17 protein-coding genes are annotated in these 20,780 nt (G+C 68.5%); 11 read left to right on the plus strand and 6 right to left on the minus strand.

The features are described from left to right. Positions 1–32: 32 nt before the first annotated feature. Positions 33–1,781, minus strand: a complete 1,749-nt coding sequence (locus tag WMF29_RS41620; protein ID WP_437325627.1) for a trypsin-like serine protease — start codon at positions 1,779–1,781, stop codon at positions 33–35. Between the two features lie 781 nt (positions 1,782–2,562). On the opposite strand from WMF29_RS41620, the gene WMF29_RS41625 reads away from it, so the two are divergent. Together WMF29_RS41625 and WMF29_RS41630 are read left to right on the plus strand one after the other, a co-directional pair. Then, positions 2,563–3,426 carry a nicotianamine synthase family protein gene (locus WMF29_RS41625; RefSeq protein WP_437325628.1) on the plus strand — a complete coding sequence of 288 codons (864 nt, stop codon included), beginning with the start codon at positions 2,563–2,565 and terminating at the stop codon, positions 3,424–3,426. Next, a complete protein-coding gene (locus tag WMF29_RS41630; protein ID WP_437325629.1) occupies positions 3,423–4,295 on the plus strand; it encodes an ATP-grasp domain-containing protein in 873 nt (290 codons plus the stop codon). Before WMF29_RS41625 ends, WMF29_RS41630 begins: the two co-directional genes overlap by 4 nt. Here WMF29_RS41630 and WMF29_RS41635 read toward each other — a convergent pair. Genes WMF29_RS41635 through WMF29_RS41645 form a run of 3 tightly spaced genes read right to left on the minus strand, consistent with a single transcriptional unit; the run spans position 4,288 to position 8,555 of the window. Then, complete coding sequence (locus WMF29_RS41635; protein WP_437325630.1) at positions 4,288–6,417, minus strand: 2-aminoethylphosphonate--pyruvate transaminase; 2,130 nt, start codon at positions 6,415–6,417, stop codon at positions 4,288–4,290. The genes WMF29_RS41630 and WMF29_RS41635 overlap by 8 nt on opposite strands. Positions 6,418–6,442: 25 nt before the next feature. Beyond that, on the minus strand, positions 6,443–7,465 hold the full coding sequence (locus WMF29_RS41640; RefSeq protein ID WP_437325631.1) for a TauD/TfdA family dioxygenase: 1,023 nt from the start codon (positions 7,463–7,465) through the stop codon (positions 6,443–6,445). A gap of 46 nt (positions 7,466–7,511) precedes the next feature. Beyond that, positions 7,512–8,555: a TauD/TfdA family dioxygenase gene (locus tag WMF29_RS41645; RefSeq protein WP_437325632.1), complete on the minus strand. Its 1,044-nt coding sequence runs from the start codon at positions 8,553–8,555 to the stop codon at positions 7,512–7,514. A gap of 618 nt (positions 8,556–9,173) precedes the next feature. Between WMF29_RS41645 and pheA the strand changes: the two genes are divergently transcribed. Then, on the plus strand, positions 9,174–10,253 hold the full coding sequence (gene pheA / locus WMF29_RS41650) for a prephenate dehydratase (protein ID WP_437325633.1): 1,080 nt from the start codon (positions 9,174–9,176) through the stop codon (positions 10,251–10,253). Positions 10,254–10,287: 34 nt separating this feature from the next. Here pheA and WMF29_RS41655 read toward each other — a convergent pair whose 3' ends face one another. Beyond that, positions 10,288–10,494 carry a hypothetical protein gene (locus WMF29_RS41655; protein ID WP_437325634.1) on the minus strand — a complete coding sequence of 69 codons (207 nt, stop codon included), beginning with the start codon at positions 10,492–10,494 and terminating at the stop codon, positions 10,288–10,290. Between WMF29_RS41655 and WMF29_RS41660 the strand changes: the two genes are divergently transcribed. From WMF29_RS41660 to WMF29_RS41680, 5 genes are all read left to right on the plus strand, one after another. Next, complete coding sequence (locus WMF29_RS41660; protein WP_437325635.1) at positions 10,493–11,977, plus strand: IS4 family transposase; 1,485 nt, start codon at positions 10,493–10,495, stop codon at positions 11,975–11,977. The two genes, WMF29_RS41655 and WMF29_RS41660, sit on opposite strands and share 2 nt — an antisense overlap. A gap of 162 nt (positions 11,978–12,139) precedes the next feature. Further along, positions 12,140–13,489, plus strand: a complete 1,350-nt coding sequence (locus WMF29_RS41665; RefSeq protein ID WP_437325636.1) for a hypothetical protein — start codon at positions 12,140–12,142, stop codon at positions 13,487–13,489. Between the two features lie 198 nt (positions 13,490–13,687). Further along, the gene (locus tag WMF29_RS41670; RefSeq protein ID WP_437325637.1) at positions 13,688–14,248 is read left to right on the plus strand and encodes an RNA polymerase sigma factor; all 561 of its coding nucleotides are present in this window, start codon (positions 13,688–13,690) and stop codon (positions 14,246–14,248) included. Further along, positions 14,245–15,420, plus strand: coding sequence for a tetratricopeptide repeat protein (locus tag WMF29_RS41675; RefSeq protein WP_437325638.1), 1,176 nt, complete (start codon positions 14,245–14,247; stop codon positions 15,418–15,420). Before WMF29_RS41670 ends, WMF29_RS41675 begins: the two co-directional genes overlap by 4 nt. A gap of 247 nt (positions 15,421–15,667) precedes the next feature. Further along, positions 15,668–16,699: a hypothetical protein gene (locus tag WMF29_RS41680; protein WP_437325639.1), complete on the plus strand. Its 1,032-nt coding sequence runs from the start codon at positions 15,668–15,670 to the stop codon at positions 16,697–16,699. Between the two features lie 72 nt (positions 16,700–16,771). Here WMF29_RS41680 and WMF29_RS41685 read toward each other — a convergent pair whose 3' ends face one another. Beyond that, positions 16,772–17,023 (minus strand): hypothetical protein, encoded by a 252-nt coding sequence (locus WMF29_RS41685; RefSeq protein WP_437325640.1) that lies wholly within the window; start codon positions 17,021–17,023, stop codon positions 16,772–16,774. Positions 17,024–17,087: 64 nt separating this feature from the next. Here WMF29_RS41685 and WMF29_RS41690 point away from each other — a divergent pair, with 64 nt between their 5' ends. The 3 genes from WMF29_RS41690 to WMF29_RS41700 all read left to right on the plus strand — a co-directional run bounded on the left by WMF29_RS41690 (position 17,088) and on the right by WMF29_RS41700 (position 20,775). After that, positions 17,088–17,861, plus strand: a complete 774-nt coding sequence (locus tag WMF29_RS41690; protein ID WP_437325641.1) for a hypothetical protein — start codon at positions 17,088–17,090, stop codon at positions 17,859–17,861. 84 nt (positions 17,862–17,945) lie between these two features. Next, positions 17,946–20,012, plus strand: a complete 2,067-nt coding sequence (locus tag WMF29_RS41695; RefSeq protein WP_437325642.1) for a PEP/pyruvate-binding domain-containing protein — start codon at positions 17,946–17,948, stop codon at positions 20,010–20,012. A 79-nt stretch (positions 20,013–20,091) separates the two neighbouring features. Then, positions 20,092–20,775 (plus strand): DUF4956 domain-containing protein, encoded by a 684-nt coding sequence (locus WMF29_RS41700; protein WP_437325643.1) that lies wholly within the window; start codon positions 20,092–20,094, stop codon positions 20,773–20,775. Positions 20,776–20,780 lie beyond the last annotated feature (5 nt).

Here is a 20,780-nt window from a genome sequence, read left to right on the forward strand (position 1 = left end):
CCCCGGGCGGCCGAGGCCCCCTGCTCGACAGCTCACCGCCCGGCGTCGTGGAGCATTCCCTTGATCGCCCAGCCGCTGTCGACCTGGCGCGGGTACAGGTCGCCGACGAAGTGCGCGCCGTGCATCAGCCAGATGGAGACCTGGCCGTTCGTGTGCCGCCAGACGATGTCGTCGCGGCGATCGTGATCGAAGTCGCCGACGCCCTGCACCTGCCATGCGAGGTCGCCGGGCCCGTGCGCGTTGTTGTACGAGGGCGAGTCGAAGCCCTGCTCGCCGCCGAACCAGATGGCGAGCTGGCCATTGGCGTCCCGCCACAGGATGTCCGAGCGCAGGTTGCCGTCGAAGTCGCCGATGGCCTGCACCTTCCAGAAGAGGCTCGGGTCCTGGCCGCCGGGGTAGGCCTCGCCCACCCGCGTCCCGCCCGACATGAACCAGATGGCGACCTGACCGTTCGTGTTTCGCCACAGGATATCCGAGCGCGCATCGCCGTCGAAGTCGCCGATGCCCTGCACCTTCCACGAGTTGTCGACCGGCGCGGGTTGGTTGTTGTAGCCGGGATAGGCGGCCTGGGCGGCGTCGCCCTTGAACCAGATGGCGAGCTGGCCGTTGGCGTCGCGCCACAGGACGTCCGAGCGCCCATCGCCGTCGAAATCCCCGACGCCAGCCACCTTCCAGAAGAGGCTCGGGTCCTGGTCGCCGGGGTAGGCCTGACCGACGACGGCTCCGCCATCCATGAACCAGATGGCGATCTGACCATTGGCGTGTCGCCAGAGCACGTCGCTCTGGCCGTCGCCGTCGAAGTCTCCGGAGCCCTGGATCTTCCAGGAGAGGCTCGGATCCTGCCCGCCGGGGTAGGCCTCGCCGACGATGTCGCCGCCGTCCATGAACCAGATGGCGACCTGGCCATTGGTGTGCCGCCACAGCAGGTTGGTGCTGGCCGAGCAGTCGCACGTGTCGCCGCGGCCGCTGCACTGGTTCGAGGATGACGACGGGCACATGTGCGACTTGATCCAGTCGAACTCGGAGCCCGTCGTGACCCCCTTGCTGACCCAGCCATGGCTCACCGTCCACGTGTGCATCGAGTGGACGGCGTAGAGCCGGCTCGCCTCGACGTTCAAGACGGCCCCGCCCGAGTCGCCGCTGCAAAAGGCCTGGTCGTTGAAGCGCAGGATGTCGTGGCCGTCCTCGTACCCGCCGACCACGGCGGCGTCGAAGTTCAGCGTGCCGAAGGGGGTGCTGCAGTCGGCGCCCGTGCGCCCGAAGCCGGCGATCGTGACGCGCGATCCCTCGGCGGGGTAATCGTTGGCCACGACGAAGGGCTTCACGTGCGCCGGCGCGACGCCATTCAGCTTGATGACCGCGACGTCATGCTCGATCTGCCTCTCGGTCCAGGAGGGATTGTAGTCCGGCTGGATCTCGGCCACGCCGCTCAGCACGCGCGGGCGCGCGCCCGGCGTGGCCGGGTCGGGGCGAAAGGTCACCGTCGCGTCCGTGGAGCAGGCGTTGTCGCCGACGTAGCCCTCCTCGCAGAAGCAATGCGCGGCGGTGAGGACCGTGTCCGCAGCGATGACCATGCCCGAGCAGCTCCCCTGCGAGGTCGACACCTTCACCATCGCGAGCAGATCGCCGGGCCCCGCCGGCGTCGGATCGACGATCGGCAATGCGACCTGGGCCGTCTCATCGAAGTCGCCCGTCTCGCCGGGGTCGGCCGCGCAGGCGGCCAGCGGCAGCGCCAGCAAGGGACACAGCCAGCGCCGTCGACGAACATGCTTTTGGGTCATCGGTTCAATCCTCATTCCGCTACCCTCCTTTTCGCTTCGCCCGCCGCAGTGGCGCGCGAAGGGGACATGCATCGCTTGCTCTGGCGCGCGCTCGCGCCCTCGGTCGTCGGAGGGCGTTCAGCGGGCCTCGTCAGCGACGCTTCGCTCTTCAGCTCTTCAGCTCTGCAGCTCTTCAGCCTTCAGCCTTCAGCCTTCAGCCTTCAGCCTTCAGCCTTCAGCAACGCACGTGCCGGGTCGGTGCGGCGCTCGCCCCCGCGGATCGTCGACGCGCATGGGCGGGAGACACGCTTCTTCCGACCCGTTCGCGAGCCCGTCGTCTCGAGCGAACTGTCGCCCCGGGAGGACCAGGTGTCTCCTCGACAGAGACAGGGGTCCAGCGGCGGGGGCGCGACCCCGGGCTCCCCGGCCGAGCCATCCGTAAGCGCGATCACCTCCCCGGGACCGGAGGGCGCGCGCCGCGCCGGCGCTGCGCCTCCGCTCGCTGCGATCGAGCGGCGACTTCGAAGCCTACCGGGCGTTCCACCTGCAGCAGGAGCATGACCGAACGCACCGTGCACGTTATGCAGGGGGCGATGTCCCCTCACCGCTGCCGCCGCCTCGACCCAAGCTGCGCCGAGCGAAATGAGCAAAACGCCCTCGCTCCAGAAGAGCCGCCCCCAAAGCTAATCCGGACCCCCACGGTCAACGCCCATGGGCGCCGAGGCGGCCCCAGTCGTAGACCACATCGTTGATGCCCAACCTCCGACACATCTCCCCAGCACGGTTTCAGGCGAGAAGGTTCATGCAATCAAACAAGCATTTATTCTTGACTGAATTACGCGCCCTGAGCTCCGAGCTTGAAGAGCTTCGCCAGGAAGCCGGCCGTTGCGGCAATTTCGATCCCTTGGAAAAGAAGCTGGGCTCCGTTCGCCAGTTCGTCATGGATGCGGAGAACGCCTCGTGCTGGCGGCGCTGGGAAGGCGATCTCAAGCTTCTCCACGAGGCCACGATGCTTCGCGATGTCCTGGATCGCGCTCTCTGCGACCTGGAAAAGGGCCATTCCCGCCACCTTTGCCAGAGACCGACAGAGGGAACCTTGCCTTTGGAAGCCTATCTGGATGCGACTTACACGGAGTTTCGAAAGTCGTTCCGGGCGGAGTTGGCGGCCTCCGGGATAGGCCCAAAATCGAGGATTGTCTTCATAGGGGCCGGGGCGCTGCCCGTCACGGCCCTGCTCTTCGCCCGGGAAAGTGAGGCGGAGTTGCTGTGTCACGATATCGATCCTGAAGCGACCCGCCTCGCGAAGAAGCTTGTCATGCATCAGGGTCTGGCGGAGCGGATCCGGTGTAGCTGCCGTCCGCTCGAAACGATCCCTTGGGTCAGACAGGCGAGCCATTTCATCATCGCCGCGCTGGTCAAGGAGAAGGCCACCGTTCTTCGGCAACTAGGCGGCCAGATGCACGGGCAGGCGAAGATCATCCTTCGCTACGGCAACGGCATCAAATCGCTCTGCAACTATCCGTTCGAGAAGGAGCTTTCCGGGTCCTGGCACGTCACCCCGCTCATCCATGCCGGTGCCGTCTATGACGCCGTGCTTCTTGAGCGACACGCTGGAAGCGAGGCGGGCGTGGTTGCCGCCGTCGACCAGAAGCAGGGTGTGCCGTGAAGCTCCTACTGGCGACCTGCGCAAAGATCCCTCCCGAGGCAATCGGATGCGATCTGGCGCTCAAGCAGGCCCTGGAACATCGGGGCGTGGAAACCGTCTTGCGTCCCTGGGACCAGATCGAACCGCAGGAGGAAGCAAGAGGCCACGCGGCGGGCGTGGTGGTCCGCTCCGTATGGGACTACACGGAACAGAGTGAGAAATTCTTCCGATGGCTCCACGGCTTGCGGGACGAGGCGATTCCCGTGATCAATGAAATCGACCTGCTGCTGTGGAACTCGAACAAGCGGTACTTGCTGGACCTCATCGCCCACGGAGTACCCTGCCCGGTCACGCGCATCTTCGATCAAGATCCAGATATAGAAACCACGGCGTCCGAAATTCCTGGAGATCGGCTCGTCTTGAAGCCCTGCATCGGGGAGAGCGGCGTGGGCGTGACCCTCGTCGAGCGCCACCAGGTGGCTGCGCAGGCCGAGGCCCTGCGCGCCGAAACGGGTCGGAACGATCTCTTGCTCCAGGAATTCATGCCGGAAATCCGCGAAGGCGAATTGTCACTCGTGTTCATCGACGGATATTTCGCCCATGGCGTGAGGAAGCGTCCCAACCCCGACGATTTTCGGGTGAACGGGCGTTACCGCCCGCTCGCTCCGGTGTCCGTCGTCCCCGAGAAGGAGCATGTGGCGGCCGCGGAGGAGGTCTTGCGGCATGTCCCTGGTCGTCCCGTTTACGCGCGGATCGACGGCATCCTGCGCGGTGGCCAGTTTGTCCTGATGGAGATTGAGGTCATCGATCCCGCGCTGTATCTCCACATGGCCCCCGCGTCGGCAAATGCGCTCGCGGACGCCATCGTGGCGGCAATACGTCCTAGCTGAGCCGCGGCAGGTCCTTGTAGCGCGAATCGATCTCGCCGAGGACTTCGCGGATGACGTTCATGATCATGCGGATGTCCGATTCGACCAGATCGCCCATGACACCGATGCGGAACGTCCCGGCGGCGGTCAGCCGTCCCGGGAAGATGGTGATCCCGCGCCGCTCCAGCGCTTCGTAGAAGGGCCGGAAGTCATGCGCGAACGGCTCGGGAACATGGAAGGTCGCGATGATGGGGATGGCCACCTCGTCGGGGATCAAGGTCCGGAATCCCCACTGGCGGAAGCCGTCGATCAGGATGCGCCAATTGCGCCGGTAACGTGCCCCGCGGGCGGCCACGCCGCCTTCCCGCCGGTGTCGTTCGCAGGCCCTGGCCAGGGCCGCGACGACGTGGGTTGGGGGCGTCCAGCGCCAGGTGCCGCTCTTTTCCATCGTGCTCCACTGGGCATGGAGATCGAGCGAAGGCGACATGGACCTGCCCGCCGAGGCGGCCAGGGCGCCTTTGTCGACGAGGACGAGGCCGATGCCCGGGACGCTCTCCAGGCACTTGTTGGGAGAGATGATGAGCGCCTCGAGATCGAGCGTGGCCACGTCGATGGGAAAGCCGCCGAAGGAAGCGACGGCATCGATGATGAGGCGCTTGCCCCTGCACCGGGCCACTTCCGCTACCATCTCGACCGGATTGAGCACGCCGGTGCCGGTCTCCGCGTGGCACATGGCGATGTGCGTGATGGAGGGGTCGGCGTCGAGGGCTCTCTCGAGATCGTCGCGCGTTGGTAGCGGCAGCATCGGAAGGTCGAGGGTCGTGACCTTGAGGCGAATGCCCTCGGCGATTTCCCTGAGCCGGCTTCCGTAGAAGCCATTCTGCACGATCAGGATCGTGCCGGTACGCGGCACCAGGGTCTGCATGGCCGCTTCGATGGCGTAGCTGGCGCTGCCTTGCAGGGGAACGCAGGCATGCGTCTCCGTGCCGTTGGCGATCTCGAGCAGATAGCGGCGGATCGCGGCGGTCATGCCGACGAAGTCCCCCGCGTAGGGGTTCCGGTCGAGCAGCATCGTCTCACGGATCTCCGTCGGGACCGTGAGGGGCCCCGGTGTGAGCAGGTAGTGGTCGTGTCGACGATTCACTTGAATTTCAAGGCGCCCACCCTCAGCAATGGAAACAGGGCCGCCCGTGGAGAGGGATCGGCCAATGGCCTCGAAAGCCGCCACGCCGTTGAGCACCTCGTCCATGGGAATGGGATACGGGGCCTCTCCGGAGATGGCGTCGGCAAAAGCCTCGATCTCGGCGCGCTCCGTGGAGACAGCCTCAAAGGAGAGGGGACCGCCTTTGCCTGCGAGGTCGACGATCTCGAGCGTGTCAGGGCCACGGATCTCCGCGGAACCCTGGGTCCCGAATACCTGAAGGCGAAAGCTCGGCGCCGTGGCCATCATCGTCGTCACCGAGGCCGTGGCGCCGGAGGCCAGGGTGAGGAGGGCGGAGACGGTGTCCTCAAGAGGCCCCAGGGCCGGGATGCGCGGGGAGCCCACCGCGAACACGCCGGTGACGGGACCGCCGAGATGGATAATCGCGTCGATCATATGAATGCCACCCCCGGCGAAGCCGCCCGCCGGATTCTCCTCCGCTGTCAAGCGCCATTGCCCTGGGAGAAATCGCCCGATGAGGTTCGCGGTGAAGTTGCATTCGATGTGACGAAGGGTGCCCAGGCCGCCCTCTCCGACGACGCTCTTCAGTTTGCGCATCGCGGGAAGAAACCGACGGTTGAACCCCGCGGCCACCACGACTCCCGCCGCCGATGCGGCAGCGGAGACCTGCACCGCGCTGGAGGAGGTGAGCGTGAACGGCTTTTCGACGAAGACGGGGCGCCCCGCGCGGACGCAGGCCTCGATCTGCGCGGCATGGAGGGAATGGGGCGTGGCGAGGACGATGCCCGCGATCGTCGGTTGGGTCAGCGCTTCTTCCAGCGAGGCGAGGACCTTGATTCCCCGCGAGGCGGCCGCCTGTTCGATGCGTCCGGGAGTACGGCTGACCGCGGCGGCAAAACGGACTTTGCGGCTGACGCCCTGCACGGCATCCACGAGGAAGGTGCCCCACCGCCCAAGTCCGACGATTGCCAGGTCGATCATCGACGCCTTCCAGGTAGAGGTTCCGTCACGCGGCCGATACCTGCGGCGCTTCGCCGTTCTTGGCCGACACGTAGAACCCGTCATGGGTCTGCAAGCGTTGCAAATCGGGATGGAGCGGACGGCGGTCCCCGGGATGCAGCTTGAGCCAGAGCCGCAGGAGGAGCCGGCGCCGCTCGACTTCGGGCCAATCCTCGAAGGTGGAGCGCGAATGAAGGACCGTGTAGTTGCTCATCAACGAGGCTTCTCCTGGTTCCAGCACGAACTTGTAGGCGAACTCGTCGCTGTCGGCGACTTGCTGGAAATAGTCGAGCGCGTCCCGCTGAAGCTGGGTCATTTCCTTGTTCCTCGCGGCCTGCTCGACGAACGGCTTGACCATGAAGACGCTGAGCTGGCCCTCGACTTCGCTGAAGACCGGAACACGGTAATCGGTTATCAGCGACCGCTCGCCCTTCGCCTCCTCTCCCTGCCAGTGGACGTAGTAACCGGCATAGAGCGGGGCGAGATATTCGGGATGGGTCTCGACGATCTTGTCATGAATGGCGAGGGCGCTCGCTATTCCGCTGTGGCCGCCCAGCCTGGCCTTGCGGATCGCCAGAAGGCCGACCAGCGCGCCGAAGTCGCTGTGCATGTCCAGAGGAATATTGGAGTTGTAGGCCCGCCCGCCCCCGCGATCGATGACCTGGTTCAGCCGGTCGCCGTGATGGCTCTGCTCAATTGGCACTCCGAGCTGCTTGCCCACGACCCAGAACAACAACCCGATTTCCTCCGGCGTATAGGTCTCGACCGGCCAGCCGCGGATGACGATGACGCCGCGCTTGTGGAGAACTTCGTCGGCGATCCGGCGGATATCGTCGTGAATCTCGGCGAGGGGAAAATCGCTCTCGGAAGCGGTCCGGAGCGTGAGGTTGCGTTTCCGCGCCTCATCCATGATCTTTTCGAACGCTCTCAGGTGCCGGGGCCCGAGATCGAAGGAGATTTTTTCTTTCGTCAGGTCCGAGGCTCTCCAGGCCCCGGGATGGCCAGTGTACCTTGCAAGGCTGTTGGACATGTCGATTTCCCGCGTGAAGGGTTGCAGGCAAGGAGGCCAATTGCCATTAAATCACTTTCGCCGGCGGCGGGGAGAAATTTCCAGCCATTGTGTCGTAAAACCGACGGACGCTGGAATGGACCGGCTGCTTTTCCTGGGAAGTCCTCAGCCACATCCGCAGGAGAAAACGGCGGCGTTCCGGTTCCGGCCAGTCCTCGAAGGGAGCGCGGTCGTGCAGAATGACGTAGTTGTTGACGAACAACGCCTCGCCCGCTTCCAGCATGAAGGTGAATTTCAGTTCATCCCCGACGGCATGAAAGTATTCGAGCGCCTCGCGCTGCAGCTCCGTGAGCGGCTCGTTCCGCTCCGCGGCCGCCTGCTCGACGACCCTTTTGTTCATGAAAGAAACGCTGACCTGCCCGTCGAGCTCGCTGAAAAGGGGCACGCGGTAGTCGAGGTTGATTGGACGCTCGCCCTTCTTCTCGTTGCCCGTCCAGTAAATAGAATAGCCCTCGTACAGGGGCGCCAGATATTCGGGATGCGTGGCGGCGATGCGGTTATGAATCTCTATTCCGCTGACCAGGCCGCTCAGTCCCCCCGATTTGGCCCGCCGGATGGCCATCAGCCCCATGATGCCACCGTAATCTGTATGGAGCGTCAGCGCGTTCTCGGAGGTGAAACCTTTGCCCCGCGTCCCCGGTACCAGATGGGGAACATCGGTCAGATAGCCGAGACGATCCCCTTTCCAGCTCTGAACGATGGGCTCTCCCCATTGCTTGCCCAATGCCCAGTAAAGGAGAGCGATCTCCGCTTCCGTATAACGATCCATCGGCCATCCGCGAACGATGACCACGCCGCGGCCATTCAGGATCCTGTCGGCGATGAGCTGCACATCGTCCTGGATGTCCTCGAGCTGAAAATCCTCGTTGGAAGCGTTCTCGAGCGTGATGCTGCGTCTCCGGGCTTCCTGGATCACGCGGTCGAAGGCCTCCAGGTGTCTGGACCCGAGATCGAAGGCGACTTCGTCCTTGGTCAGGTCCTTTCCATCCCAGGCCCGGGGGTGTTTGATTTGTTTCGTTTGAATCTTGGAGGGAGCAAACGATGTTTCCACGGTGGGTCATCCTCTCGGGGGCGTGAAGCCGGCAAAGCTGACGAGATCGTCTTTTCCCGCCTGATCCTTTCGATAGTGCTGCACTGTCGCCGCGCAGTATACCGCTTCCCAGGCAACGTCATCATGGGATCCTGCGGGGGATCGGCATCGATCGCCTCGGACCAGAGCGCGTCCATGCTGTTGCGGGCCGGTGCAGGCAGCTGTCTCGACAAGCTCGGCAGCCGAGCCCGAAAGCATAAGTTCTCCTACGGGCGCCGTTCTCTCGCTCCGGCAGCCGATCCTCCCGCTCCGGCGCCCGATCCTCCCACTCCGGCGGCCGATCCTCCCGCTCCGGCGCCCGATCCTCCCGCTCCGGCGCCCGATCCTCCCACTCCGGCAGCCGATCCTCTCGCTCCAGCTCCCGCGCCAAGAGCTCTCTCTTCCTCTCCTCTGCTCCCTCACGGGCTCTCTCTCGCCCATCCGCTCCACGCGTCGAGCCCGCACGGGTGCCGCTTCGCCCCCGACGTGCGTCGCCGTCGCGCGCGTTCCGCGCGCATTCCCGGCTCCGCGGCGAGCCTTGCGCTGCGGCGCCCCCTGCGCTTTGATGGCCGCCCTGCCCCTTCCGAGGTGAAACAGTTCATGGCGACCCTTGGCGAGCTTCGTGAGCGCATCGACAGCATCGACGACCGGATCCTCGAGCTCCTCGCGGAGCGGGCCGAGGTGGCCTTCGAGGTCGCTCACACGAAGCGCGCCGCGAACGCCACGCAGTTTCACGACCCGGAGCGGGAGCGGCGCGTGCTCGCCCGCCTGCAGGCGAAGGGCGCGGGCCGCTTCCCGCGCGACGCCATCCGGGTGCTCTTCCGGGAGGTGATGAGCGCCTGCCTGTCGCTGGAGGAGCCCATGAAGGTGGCCTTTCCGGGGACGGAGGGCGCCTTCGCGGAGGTCGCGGCGCGGCACCTGTTCGGGCTGGCCGCGCTCTACCGGGAGACGGGCACCATCGAGGGCGTCTTCGACGCCGTGCGCGCGGGCGAGGCGGCCTGCGGCGTCGTCCCCGTCGAGAGCTCGACCGACGGCTCGGTGACCCTGACGGCGGACGCCCTGATCGAGAGCGACCTCCAGATCCGGCAGGAGCTCGTGCTCGACGTCGCCTATTGCCTGTTCAGCAAGGCGGAGGGGCTGAGCGGCGTCGCGCGGGTCCACGGGCACCCGCACGCGCTCTCGCAATGCCGCCTCTGGCTCGCCAAGCACCTCCCCGGCGCGCAGATCGTCCAGACCGTCTCCGCGGCCGCGGCGGCGCACGAGGCCCTCGGCGACCCCGCCGCGGCGGCGATCGGCAGCCGCGGGGCGGGCGAGCTCTACGGACTGCCGCTCCTGCGGGAGCGCATCCACGACCGCGCCGAGAACGCGACCCGCTTCATCGTCATCGCCGCGGGCGACGCGCCCGCCACGGGCGCGGACAAGACCTCGATCGTCTTCTCCGTGCAGGAGGAGCCCGGCGCGCTCCGCCGGGTCCTCGCCATCTTCGACGACGCGGGCATCAACCTGACCCGGATCGAGTCGAGGCCCAGCCGGCAGAAGCACTGGGACTACGTCTTCCTGGTCGATCTGGAGGGCCACCGGAGCGATCCGCGCGTCGCCGACGCGATCGAGCGGCTCCGCGCGCGCTGCGAGATGGTGAAGGTGCTCGGGAGCTACCCGCGGTCGACCGGCGCGCGCTGAGGCGCGGGCGCGGCCATCCCGCCGGGCCCCGGGCCTAGGCGTTAACGAAGCTTCGCGCCGCGTTCTCCCACCTCCGAACGTTTACGTGGTCGTAGTCGTAGTCGTAGTCGTAGTCGTGGTCGTGGTCGTGGTCGTGGTCGTCAACGGCAAGCCGTGAACGACCACGACCACGACCACGACTGAAGATCCCGCACATCTTTTTTTGATCCGTTTCGGACCCGCCAAGCGTCTGAAATGTCATGGGAAATCCCGATGTGCCGGAAGCGACGCCGTCGCTCGTGCGCGAGTTCGAGACGGTGCAGCTGGGCGACGCGCGCCTGCATCAGCGGGTCCGGGCGGTGGTGGCACGGCTGAGCGTCGCGCCGGGCGAGAGCTTCCCGGACTCGCTGAAGACAGAAGCAGAGCTGGAGGGCTTCTACCGGCTCCTTGGCAACAAGCGCGTGTCGTATGGTGCGCTGGTGCAAGCCCACAGCGAGCAGACCCTCGAGCGGATGGCCGGTCACGACACGGTTCGCGCGGTGCATGACACCACCGCGGTCGCTTTCGACGGCGACGGCGCACGCAAAGGGCTCGGCCCGCTCAACGGCAAGCACACCCAGGGCTTTTTGGCGCACGCGACGCTCGCCGTGGCCACCGACGCGATCAACCAGCCGCTCGGACTGCTGGGGCTGGCCTGCTGGGCCCGCAAAGCCTCCGCCCTGTCCAAGAGCCCACGCAAGAAGAACAGGACGGGCAGCGACTATGCGCGCGTGACCGACAAGGAATCGACGCGCTGGCTGCGGCAGGTGGAGGCGGCCGAGCAGGCCGTGGGCGACCGCACGTCGCTGCTGCACATCATGGATCGCGAGGCCGACGCCTACCCGCTTCTGTGCGCCATGGTCGAGCAGGGCCACCGCTTCGTCGTGCGCATGGCGCGGGATCGGAACGTGTTGGAGTTGGCCGAGGACGAGGAGGAATCGCTCGACGACAGCGCACCGCTTCGGCTGAGCGAGGCGCTGGTCGAGCTGCCGATCCGGCTTAGCCGCGAGGTCGTGCTCACCCAACGCCGCACCGGCCCTGTACCTGCGAGCAAGCGTGCGCACCCCGAGCGCTCGGAGCGGAGGGCCACGCTGGGCGTCGGCGCCCGGCGCGTGGCGCTGCGCCGTCCGTACTACCTGCCCGAGCTGGCCGAAGAGCTCGCAGTCAACATCGTGTGTGTGCAGGAGATCGACACGCCAGCGGGCGAAGAGCCGGTCGCGTGGGTGCTGGCGACCAACGAGCCCGTCGACACGCCCGACCAGATCGCTGCGATCGTCGACCATTACCGGGCACGGTGGCTCATCGAGGAGTTCTTCAAGGCGCTCAAGACCGGCTGCGCCCTCGAGACGCGCCAGCTCGAGAGCTTCCGGAGCCTGACGAACGCGCTGGCGCTGTTCGCCCCGATCGCGTGGCAGATGCTGCTGCTGCGCTCTCTGTCGCGCCTTGAGCCCAACGCGCCCGCGGAACGAGCCCTGAACCCCACGCAGCTGAAGCTGCTGCACCAGCACCAGCCCAAGAAGCTGCCGGCGCAGGGGGCGACGGTAGTCGATGCGCTCTACGCCGTTGCCGGTCTCGGTGGACACCTCAAGCGCAACGGTCCCCCCGGTTGGCTGACGCTCGCGCGCGGAATGCAGACCTTGCTCATGCTGGAGATGGGCTGGAACGCCGCCGTCGCCAACACAGCGAAAACTAAGGGGGAAATGTGATCAATCCTCAGACGACCACGACCACGTAAACGTTCACGTTTACGTTGACGTTGCTGGGGGTGGAGGGGGCGGGCTTCGGGCCCCGAGCGTGACCAACGAGCTTGGTTCACGCCGATACCCCGACGGGGGATGGTGCCCCGCGAGGAAGGGTGATAATTTTCCGTGCCCGTGCCGGCCACGTCGCTCGCGCTCGCCCTCCGCGCTGCCCGAACGGCCGCGAGCGCGGTCGCCGGCGCGCTGCTGGCCGCCGTCGCCCTGCCCGCCGCAGCGGCTGAGCCTCGCGCCGCAGGCGAGCCGGTGCTCGTCCTCGCCGCCTTCCCGGGCGCCGGCGGCATCGACAAGCGCGCCCTCGACCTCGTCGTCGCCCATATCCGCCCCGTCGGCGTCCGCCTTCAGATCGTCCGCCCCGGCACGCCGAGGCCCGTGCTGCAAACGCTCCTCCCCGAGGCCAACGCGCTCGCCGACACATGGGACGCGCGGGGCGTGCTCTGGATCGACGCCGGGTCGAGCGACGAGCTCGCCCTGTACGTGGTCGAGCGCGACGGCGAGCAGATCTACGGCCGCCGCATCCCGATCTTGCCCGGACAGAGCGCGACCGCCCTCGAGTCGCTCGCCAACATCGCCGGCGCGGTCGCCGAGGAGCTCCGCGAGGGCCACGTCGCCGGCCTGGCCGAGGTGAAGGTCGCCCCGGGCCCACCGGCCCCGGCGGCTCCACCCGAGCCCGCCGCTGCCCCCGAGCCCGCCGCGTCCCCTGCAGCGCCCGCGAACGCCGCGCCCACGGACGCCGCGCCGGACCTGCAGGCGCCCGCGGGCCCGCCGTCGCCATCCACGCGCGCCCGCCGCGACGCGAGCCCCCTGCCCACGTTCGCCGTCCTCGCCGGCTACACCGGCGCGAACTTCAGCAGCGACGCGCCCTGGCAGAGCGCCGCCGCGGTCCGCGCCTCCTGGGCGCCGGTGGACTACGCCGTCCTCGGCCTGGGGTACGAGCTCATGCCCTCCACCTCCGTCGACGGCGAGCAGTCCACGTTCGAGCTCTCGCGCCACCCGGTGATCACGACCGGCCAGGTCCGGCTCAGGCTCCCCCTCGGCCTCGACCTGCAGCTCGGCGCGCGCGCCACCGTCGATATCGTCGAGCGCGTCCCCGAGGAAGGCACGACCCAGCAGGCGCTCACGGAACCACCACCGTTCCCTCCGCCTCCCGGTCATGGCCCGCCACCGCCGCCCCCGTGGCGGTGGCCACGGATGTTTCCGCAGCAGCTGCCGCCGCCGGAGGCCAGGACCGACGTGCTCGTGAGCGTCGCGCCGGTCGCGGAGCTCGGAGTCCCGCTCACCGGGTGGCTCCGCCTCAAGACGACGGTGGGTGTGGACGTGCTCCTGACGAAGCCAGACGCCGCCGTACACCCGGCCCTCGCGCTTTCGGCCGATCCGGTGCGGATCCTGGCCGGCGTCGGGCTGGAGCTCGGCCTCGCCCTGCCGGCCTCGCCGGCCCCCGCGGGCATGGTCAGGAAATGACCATCCGCGCCGCATGACCCGACACGAAAGGAAAATTGACCCGCTTCGGGCCGTGCATCGCACCAGGTCGAAGCGATGGACGCTGAGCACGCGCGAGCTCTCTCCAGGCGCCTCGGCCCACTGCCCGAGCCGCTCCTGGCCAGCGCCATGACGCGCCCCGTCCCCGCCCCGCCGCCTGCCTCGTCACCGTCTGTGCCCGTGCCGTCTGATCTCGAACGGATGCGCCGCGCCGGCGCGGGTGACCCGGAGGCCCAGGCCTGGCTCATGACCCACGTGATCTCGCGGGTCCGCCGGATCGCGCGGACGTTCCTCCGCAGCGCGGCCGACGCCGACGACGCCGCGCAGCTCGGCCTGCTCGCGATCCTCGAGAGCGCGTCGAGCTACCGCGGCGAGGCCACCGTCGAGGCCTGGGCCAGACGCGTCGCCGTCCGGACCATCCTCCGGTACGCCAGGCAGCAGCGCCGGGAAGGCGCGCCCGTGGCCCCGGAGAGCGCGATCGACGACGAGATCGCCCTGGCGCCACACCAACCCCCGTTCGAGGCCCTCCCGCGCGAGGCGCGCGCGTACCTCGACGAGCTGCCGGAGGCGCAGCGCACTGCGATCCTCCTGCACCACGCGCTCGATCACTCCATCGAGGAGATCGCCGGAATGACCGAGGTCAGCCCCGATACGGTCAAGAGCAGGCTGCGCCTCGGGATCGGCGCGCTCCGCAAGCAGGTGCGACAGGACCTCGCCGTCGGCCGGAAGAGAGCATCATGACAGGGACGCAGAAGTCCGAGATCGATCTGGACCTCGTGCCCGCGATCCTCGCCGCGGAGGCGCGCGGCGAGCCGATCCGCCCCGAGGACGCGGAGCTCCTCCGCCGCGCCGAGCAGGACGACCCCGAGCTCCGCAGCGAGGCGCCGCTCTGGGCCGCCATCGGCAGGCTCGGCGACGCGCGCGGCGACGGCCGCGAGCTCAGCGACGCCGCCATGCTGCAGCAGGTGCTCGCGCGCGCCCGCCTCGAGCCCGGGGGCGCCCGCCTCGAGCCCCGAGGCGCTCCCGTCGACGCCCGAGGCGCCCGCGTCGAGGCCGCGCCCGAGAGCACCGCGAGGCCGCGCACAGCGCCTCGGCCAATGCTGCGGCGAGGGATCGCCGGGTCGCTCGCGGGCGTCGCCGTCGCGGCGACGCTCCTGGCAGCGCTCGCCGCGGAGCTGTTCGATGAGCCTGCGCACGCGCCTCCGCCGGCGCCGAGCGGGAACGAGGCGCTCGATCCGAGCGGCGCGCGGCGCACGGTCCTGAGCCTCCCCACGCTTTCGGTGCCGGAAGCGCCTCCGCCAGGCGCCGGCGCGCCCACCGCCGAGCCCTCACCAGGCGCCGGCGCGCTCTCACCAGGCGCCGGCGCGCCCACCGCCGAGCCGCCGCCCGCCGCCGAGCCCCCGCCCGGCGCCGACGCGCCCGCCGCCGAGCCCTCGCCCGGCGCCGGCGCGCCCACCGGCGAGCCCGCGGCCGCCAGCGCCGTCGGGGCCCGCGATCGCGCGCAGCCGCCCAGGCCGCGCGCGGAGGAGCCCGCGGCGGGTCCGCAGGCGCTGCTCCTGCGCGCGCAGGCCCAGCTCGGGCAGGGGAAGAGCGCCGAGGCGAACGCCGCCTACCGCGCCCTGCTCGCGCAGTACCCGGGGAGCCCCGAGGCGCGCACGGCCCTGGTGTCGCTCGGGCAGATCGCGCTCCACCAGGGCAAGGCGGCGGAGGCGCTCGGCTATTTCGATCGCTACCTCGCCGGCGCGGGCGGCCCCCTCGCCGCGGAGGCCCGGGTCGGCCGGGTGCAGTGCCTGCGACGGCTCGGGCGGGCGGCCGACGAGCGCGCGGCCATCGCCGATTTCCTGGCGCGTCACGGCGAGAGCGTCCACGCGCCGCGGCTGCGCGCGCGCCTGTCCGAGCTCGGCGGCGGCTGAGCGCATCAGCCTGACGCCGGATGGCCAGCGTCCGCGTTCCGAGCTCGGCGGCGGCTGAGCGCATCAGCCTGACGCCGGATGGCCAGCGTCCGCGTTCCGAGCTCGACGGCGGCTGAGCGCATCAGCCTGACGCCGGATGGCCAGCGTCCGCGTTGTGAGCTTTCACAAAAAAGATTGACCCCTGATCCCGCGGCGTCGCCACCTGGCCATCGAGATGTCGCAAAACCTTTGCCGAATTGAAAAATTCTTGTCACGCGGCGGATGGCGCGCCGGCGTCCTTGGCGGGGTCGTGGCCCTCGTCTCGCTCGCCTGCTCGAGCTCCGCGGATGGAACCAACGACCCGTCAGGGAGTGGCGCCAGCACCGGGTCGAGCTCCGGCGGCTCCGGCGGCTCCACAGGGTCGGGCGAACCGACCGGCGACCCCACGAAGCTCGTCGGCGCCTTCCAGGTGCGCTCGCTGCCTGCTGCCGAGCCGGGCGCGGCGGGCAGCACGTCGGTGATCGGGAAGATCTACGACGGCCCCACGCCCTCGCAGCTCGTCTGGGAGTTGAAGGCGGAGGAGGGGGGCTGTCAGCTCCTCACGCCGCGCGTCCCGTTCTGCAACGAGCCCTGCGGGGGCAGCGCCGTCTGCGTGGAGGACGACACGTGCCAGCCCTACCCGGCCGCGCACGGCGCCGGAGACGTGACGGTGACCGGCCTGAACCTCGAGTCGGGCGCCGCGTCGCTCGTCATGAGCCCCACGGCGAACAACTACCAGCCTCCCGCCGGCACGAAGCTCGGCTACCCGCCTGCCGACGAGGGCCAGGTGGTCCGCTTCGAGGCGAGCGGCGATTTCTTCAGCGCCTTCACGGTGGAGGCCAAGGGCGTGAGCCCCCTCGATCTCCTGAACGAGTCGATAGCGCTCGATCCCGGTCAGCCCGTGCCGCTCGAGTGGACCCCGCCGGGGCAGGACGGCATCTCCAAGGTCCACGTGAAGCTCGACATCAGCCATCACGGGGGCACGAAGGGGATGATCGAGTGCAACGTCGAGGACACCGGCTCGCTCGAGCTCCCGGCGTCGCTCGTCAAGCAGCTCCTCGACCTCGGCGTCGCAGGCTTCCCGACGATCATCGTCACGCGCAAGTCCGTGGGCTCCACGACGATCCCGCCCGGCCGGGTCGATCTGGTCGTCTCGTCCCAGATCGAGCAGGCGGTGGTGATCGCGGGGCTCACCTCGTGCAACGACGACTCGCAGTGCCCCGAGGGCCAGACGTGCCAGAGCGATCTCACCTGCAAGTGAGCCTCGCCGATCCGCGGCGCGGCCGACCGTCTAGCTTAACAAGGAAAAGGACACAGAGACCATGACACGCACTTATCGTCCCTTGCTGCTGCCCCTTACCCTCGCTCTGCTCGCCCCCGTGGTCGGCTGCTCCGGTTCGGACTCGGATGTGGGCTCCTCGGGCGACAGCTCGACAAGCACCTCGTCCAGCTCCGGCGGCAACACTTCCTCGTCCAGCTCCGGCGGCAACACCTCCTCGTCGACCTCCGGCGGCAACACCTCCTCGTCCAGCTCCGGTGGCAACACCACCTCGTCGACCTCCGGCGGTAACACCACCTCGTCCACCTCCGGCGGTAACACCTCCTCTTCCAGCTCCGGCGGCGGGACGACCGAGAAATTCAGCTTCTTCGTGACCAGCCTCGTCGCCTTGCAGGAGCTGTCGGGCTCCCAGGACGGCTTCGGCGGCGATCTCCGCTTCGGAGAGACGGGCCCCGGCGCCGGGCTCCGCGGCGCGGACAAGATCTGCGCGACCATCGCCGAGAAGAGCATGCCCGGCGCGGGGGGCAAGCAGTGGCGCGCCTTCCTGAGCGCCGTCGCAGGGGAGGACGGCAAGCAGGTCAACGCGATCGATCGGATCGGCAACGGTCCCTGGTACGACCGGCTCGGCCGGCTGCTCGCCAACAACAAGGAGGAGCTGCTCAACGACCGCCCCTCCGCGGCCGACCCTGCGATCGTCGACGACTTTCCGAACGAGGACGGCGTCCCCAACCACCAGCCCGATCCGAGCCAGTCCGAGGTGGACAACCACGACATGCTGACGGGGACGAACGACATGGGACAGCTCTACAGCGCGACAGCGACCTGCAAGGACTGGACGGCCAAGTCGGGCGACTCGAGCGAGGGGCGGCCGCGCGTCGGTCACTCGTGGCCCAGGAATTTCGGAGGTGGCGGCTTCCCGACCGGCGGCGGCAGCACCGGCGCCGGCTTCCCGACCGGCGGCGGCAGCACCGGCGCCGGCCCCGGCGGCAACATCAACATGGCCAACTGGATGTCGTCGCTCGACGAGTCGGGGTGCGCGCCGGGCATCAACCTCCTGGAGCAGGGGGGACCGCTACCCGGCGCGGTCACCGTCGGGTCCGGCGGCGGTTACGGCGGGTTCTACTGCTTCGCGCTGACGCCCTGACACCTTGACACCTTGACGCGGGATTGACGCGGGATGACCGGCGCGCGCCGCTGCGCGGTCAGCTTACTTGTCTCAGGAGGAATCATGTACAAAGGCACTCGCATCACGTCGATCGTCACGCTCGCCTTGCTCGCCGCGGCGCTCCCGGGCGCGTGTGGCGGCAGCGGCACGGACGACCCCGGCGTGACCGGAGAGGTCTGCGAACGCAAGAACGCCGATGAATCGACGGAGTTCCTGAAGCGCATCGGGTGCGCCGCGGACTTCGAGGCCCTCGCGTCGCAGCCCATCGACGCCACCTTGCCCGGCGCGCGGTCGGTCAAGGTCGTGCTGGATCAAGCCGACAAGAACGCGCTGTACTTCCAGAACAGCGTTCTCTACCTGATCCACTACGACTTCGTGTCATCGCACCTCTCCGGCGACGCGCTGCCCCTCGTCCCGCCCCTCGCCGAGTTCAACGCGACCGAGTACTTCACGCCGGATCGCCGCTTCGTCCTCGGCGCGGTGACGCACTACGAGGGTCCAGACGTGTGGGCCCTCGAGCTCTCCCCCTACGACACCGCGTCCGCGGACATGATCACCACCCTGTTCAGGGCGGCCAAGGCGGCCTCCTTCTTCGGGTCGAAGCTCGCCTTCCACCCGACGTCGGAGGCCGTCGCGGCCGAGGCGAAGAAGCTCCCCTCCGACATCCCCGTGGTCAGCACCGGCGATCTCTACGCCGGGATCGACTACCAGCCGCTCTCGCTGGGCACGGCGGTGGGTCGGCTCCACTTCGCGAAGGCGGCGGATCTCGACTCGGAGTACCTGTCCCACCAGGACATCGTCGTCCTCGACGAGGCGCCCAACGACATCTCGGTCGTCCAGGGGATCATCACCGAGGAGTTCCAGACGCCGCTCTCGCACGTCAACGTGCTCTCCCAGAACCGGCGCACCCCCAACATGGGGCTGCGCAACGCCATGAGCCGCCCCGAGCTGCTCGCGCTGAAGGACAAGCTCGTCGAGCTCACCGCGGGGCCGCTGTCCTGGAGCGTCCGCGAGGTCACCGAGGCGGAGGCCGAGACGTTCTGGGAGGCGCACAAACCCACGCCCGTCACGCTCCCCGAGCTGGATCTGACGGTCACCGATCTGCGCGACATCGAGGAGGTGACCCCCGATCCGCCGGAGGGCGAGCCGCTCCGGGACGCGATCAAGCAGGCCGTGCTCGCCTTCGGCGGCAAGGCGGCCCACTACTCCATCCTGGCCAGGCTCCCCGAGGTCCCCATCCTGAAGGCCTTCGCGATCCCGGTGTACTACTATGACCAGTTCATGAAGCAGAACGGGTTCTACGAACAGATCGACGCGCTGCTCGCCGACCCGAAGTTCAACACCGACGCCGCGGCCCGCGACGAGCAGCTGAAGGCGCTCCGCGACGCCATGAAGAGCGCGCCCATCGACGCCGAGTTCCAGGAGCTCCTCAGGGCGAAGATCGAGGCGGACTACCCCGGGCACAAGATGCGCTTCCGCACCAGCACGAACAGCGAGGATCTCGACGGGTTCCCGTGCGCCGGCTGCTACGACTCGAACACCGGCGATCCGACGGACTGGGAGGATGTCCTCGACGCCATCCGCAAGACCTACGCGAGCGCCTGGAAGCTGCGCACCTTCGATGAGCGCACCTATTACGGCATCGATCACCGGACCATCGGGATGGCCTTGCTCGTGCACCACAATTTCCCGTCCGAGGAGGCGAACGGCGTGGCCGTGACCAACAACCCGTTCGACACGGCAGGGGTCCAGCCCGCGTTCTACGTCAACGTGCAGAGCGGCGGTGACGTGGAGGTGGTCGCCCCGCCCGCGGGCGTGACGAACGACGCGTTCCTCTACTTCTTCAACCAGCCGAACCAGCCGGTCACCTACCTGACCCACTCGAGCCTCATGCCGGAGGGCCAGACGGTCCTCTCGACGGCGCAGGTCCATCAGCTCGGCGTGGCGCTCGACGCCATCCACGAGCGGTTCTCCCCCGCTTATGGGCCCGCGAGCGGCAACGACGGCTGGTATGCGATGGACGTGGAGTTCAAGTTCGACGACGACGCGAACCCCGACGAGCCGCCGACGCTCTACATCAAGCAAGCGCGCCCCTACCCTGGCCGCGGGGCCGCCTCCGAGGCGCCATGACGCGGACGCGCGTGGATCGCGTGGATGGGGCTCGGCGCGCGCTGCGCCCGGCGATCGCCCCGGGAAAGAGCGGCTCGCCGTGATAGACTGGCTCGGATGGGTCACCCAGGGGAGCGCCATGGACTTCCGCAAGGCGGTCGTGGCGCTCCTGCTCGCGTTCGGGCTCGGCCAGGGGGTCGCGCTCGTCTACATGGCCACATTTCGCGGGCTCTCCTACTCCCGCTCATCCGTGCACAGCATGGCGATGGGCAGCGTCATCACCTGCATGCTGATGCTCGCCGTCGGCAGCAGCATCGCCGCCGGCATCGGCGTCGCCGTGGGCCTGAGCGCGGTCCGGTTCCGCACGACCATGCGCGATCCCCGCGACATCATGTTCGTCTTCGCGGCGCTCGGCGTCGGCATCGCCTGCGGGCTCCAGGCGGTCGGCGCGGCCCTCGGCGGGACCGCGATCTTCGCCGCCGGAAGCTTGCTCCTCCATTTCTCCGGCTGGGGCTCGCGACGACAGCCGGATGGCCTGGTCCGCTTCACCGCGCCCGCCCTGCCCGAGGTGGACGACGCGCTCGCGAAGGTGCTCCGCGCGCACTGCCGGACCTTCTCGCTGGTGACCCTCCGGGAGGCTGCGCAGGGGACCGCGATGGAGCATGCTTACCAGATCACCGTCCTCGCGCCCGATCTGCGCTCGGCGCTCGTCGCGAAGCTCCAGGCCATCCCGGGCGTGCAGGACGTCTCTCTCATGCTTCAGGAGCCGACGCTGGATCTCTAGCGGCC

The organism is Sorangium sp. So ce381 (assembly GCF_051473845.1).
Lineage (GTDB): Bacteria > Myxococcota_A > Polyangia > Polyangiales > Polyangiaceae > Sorangium > Sorangium atrum.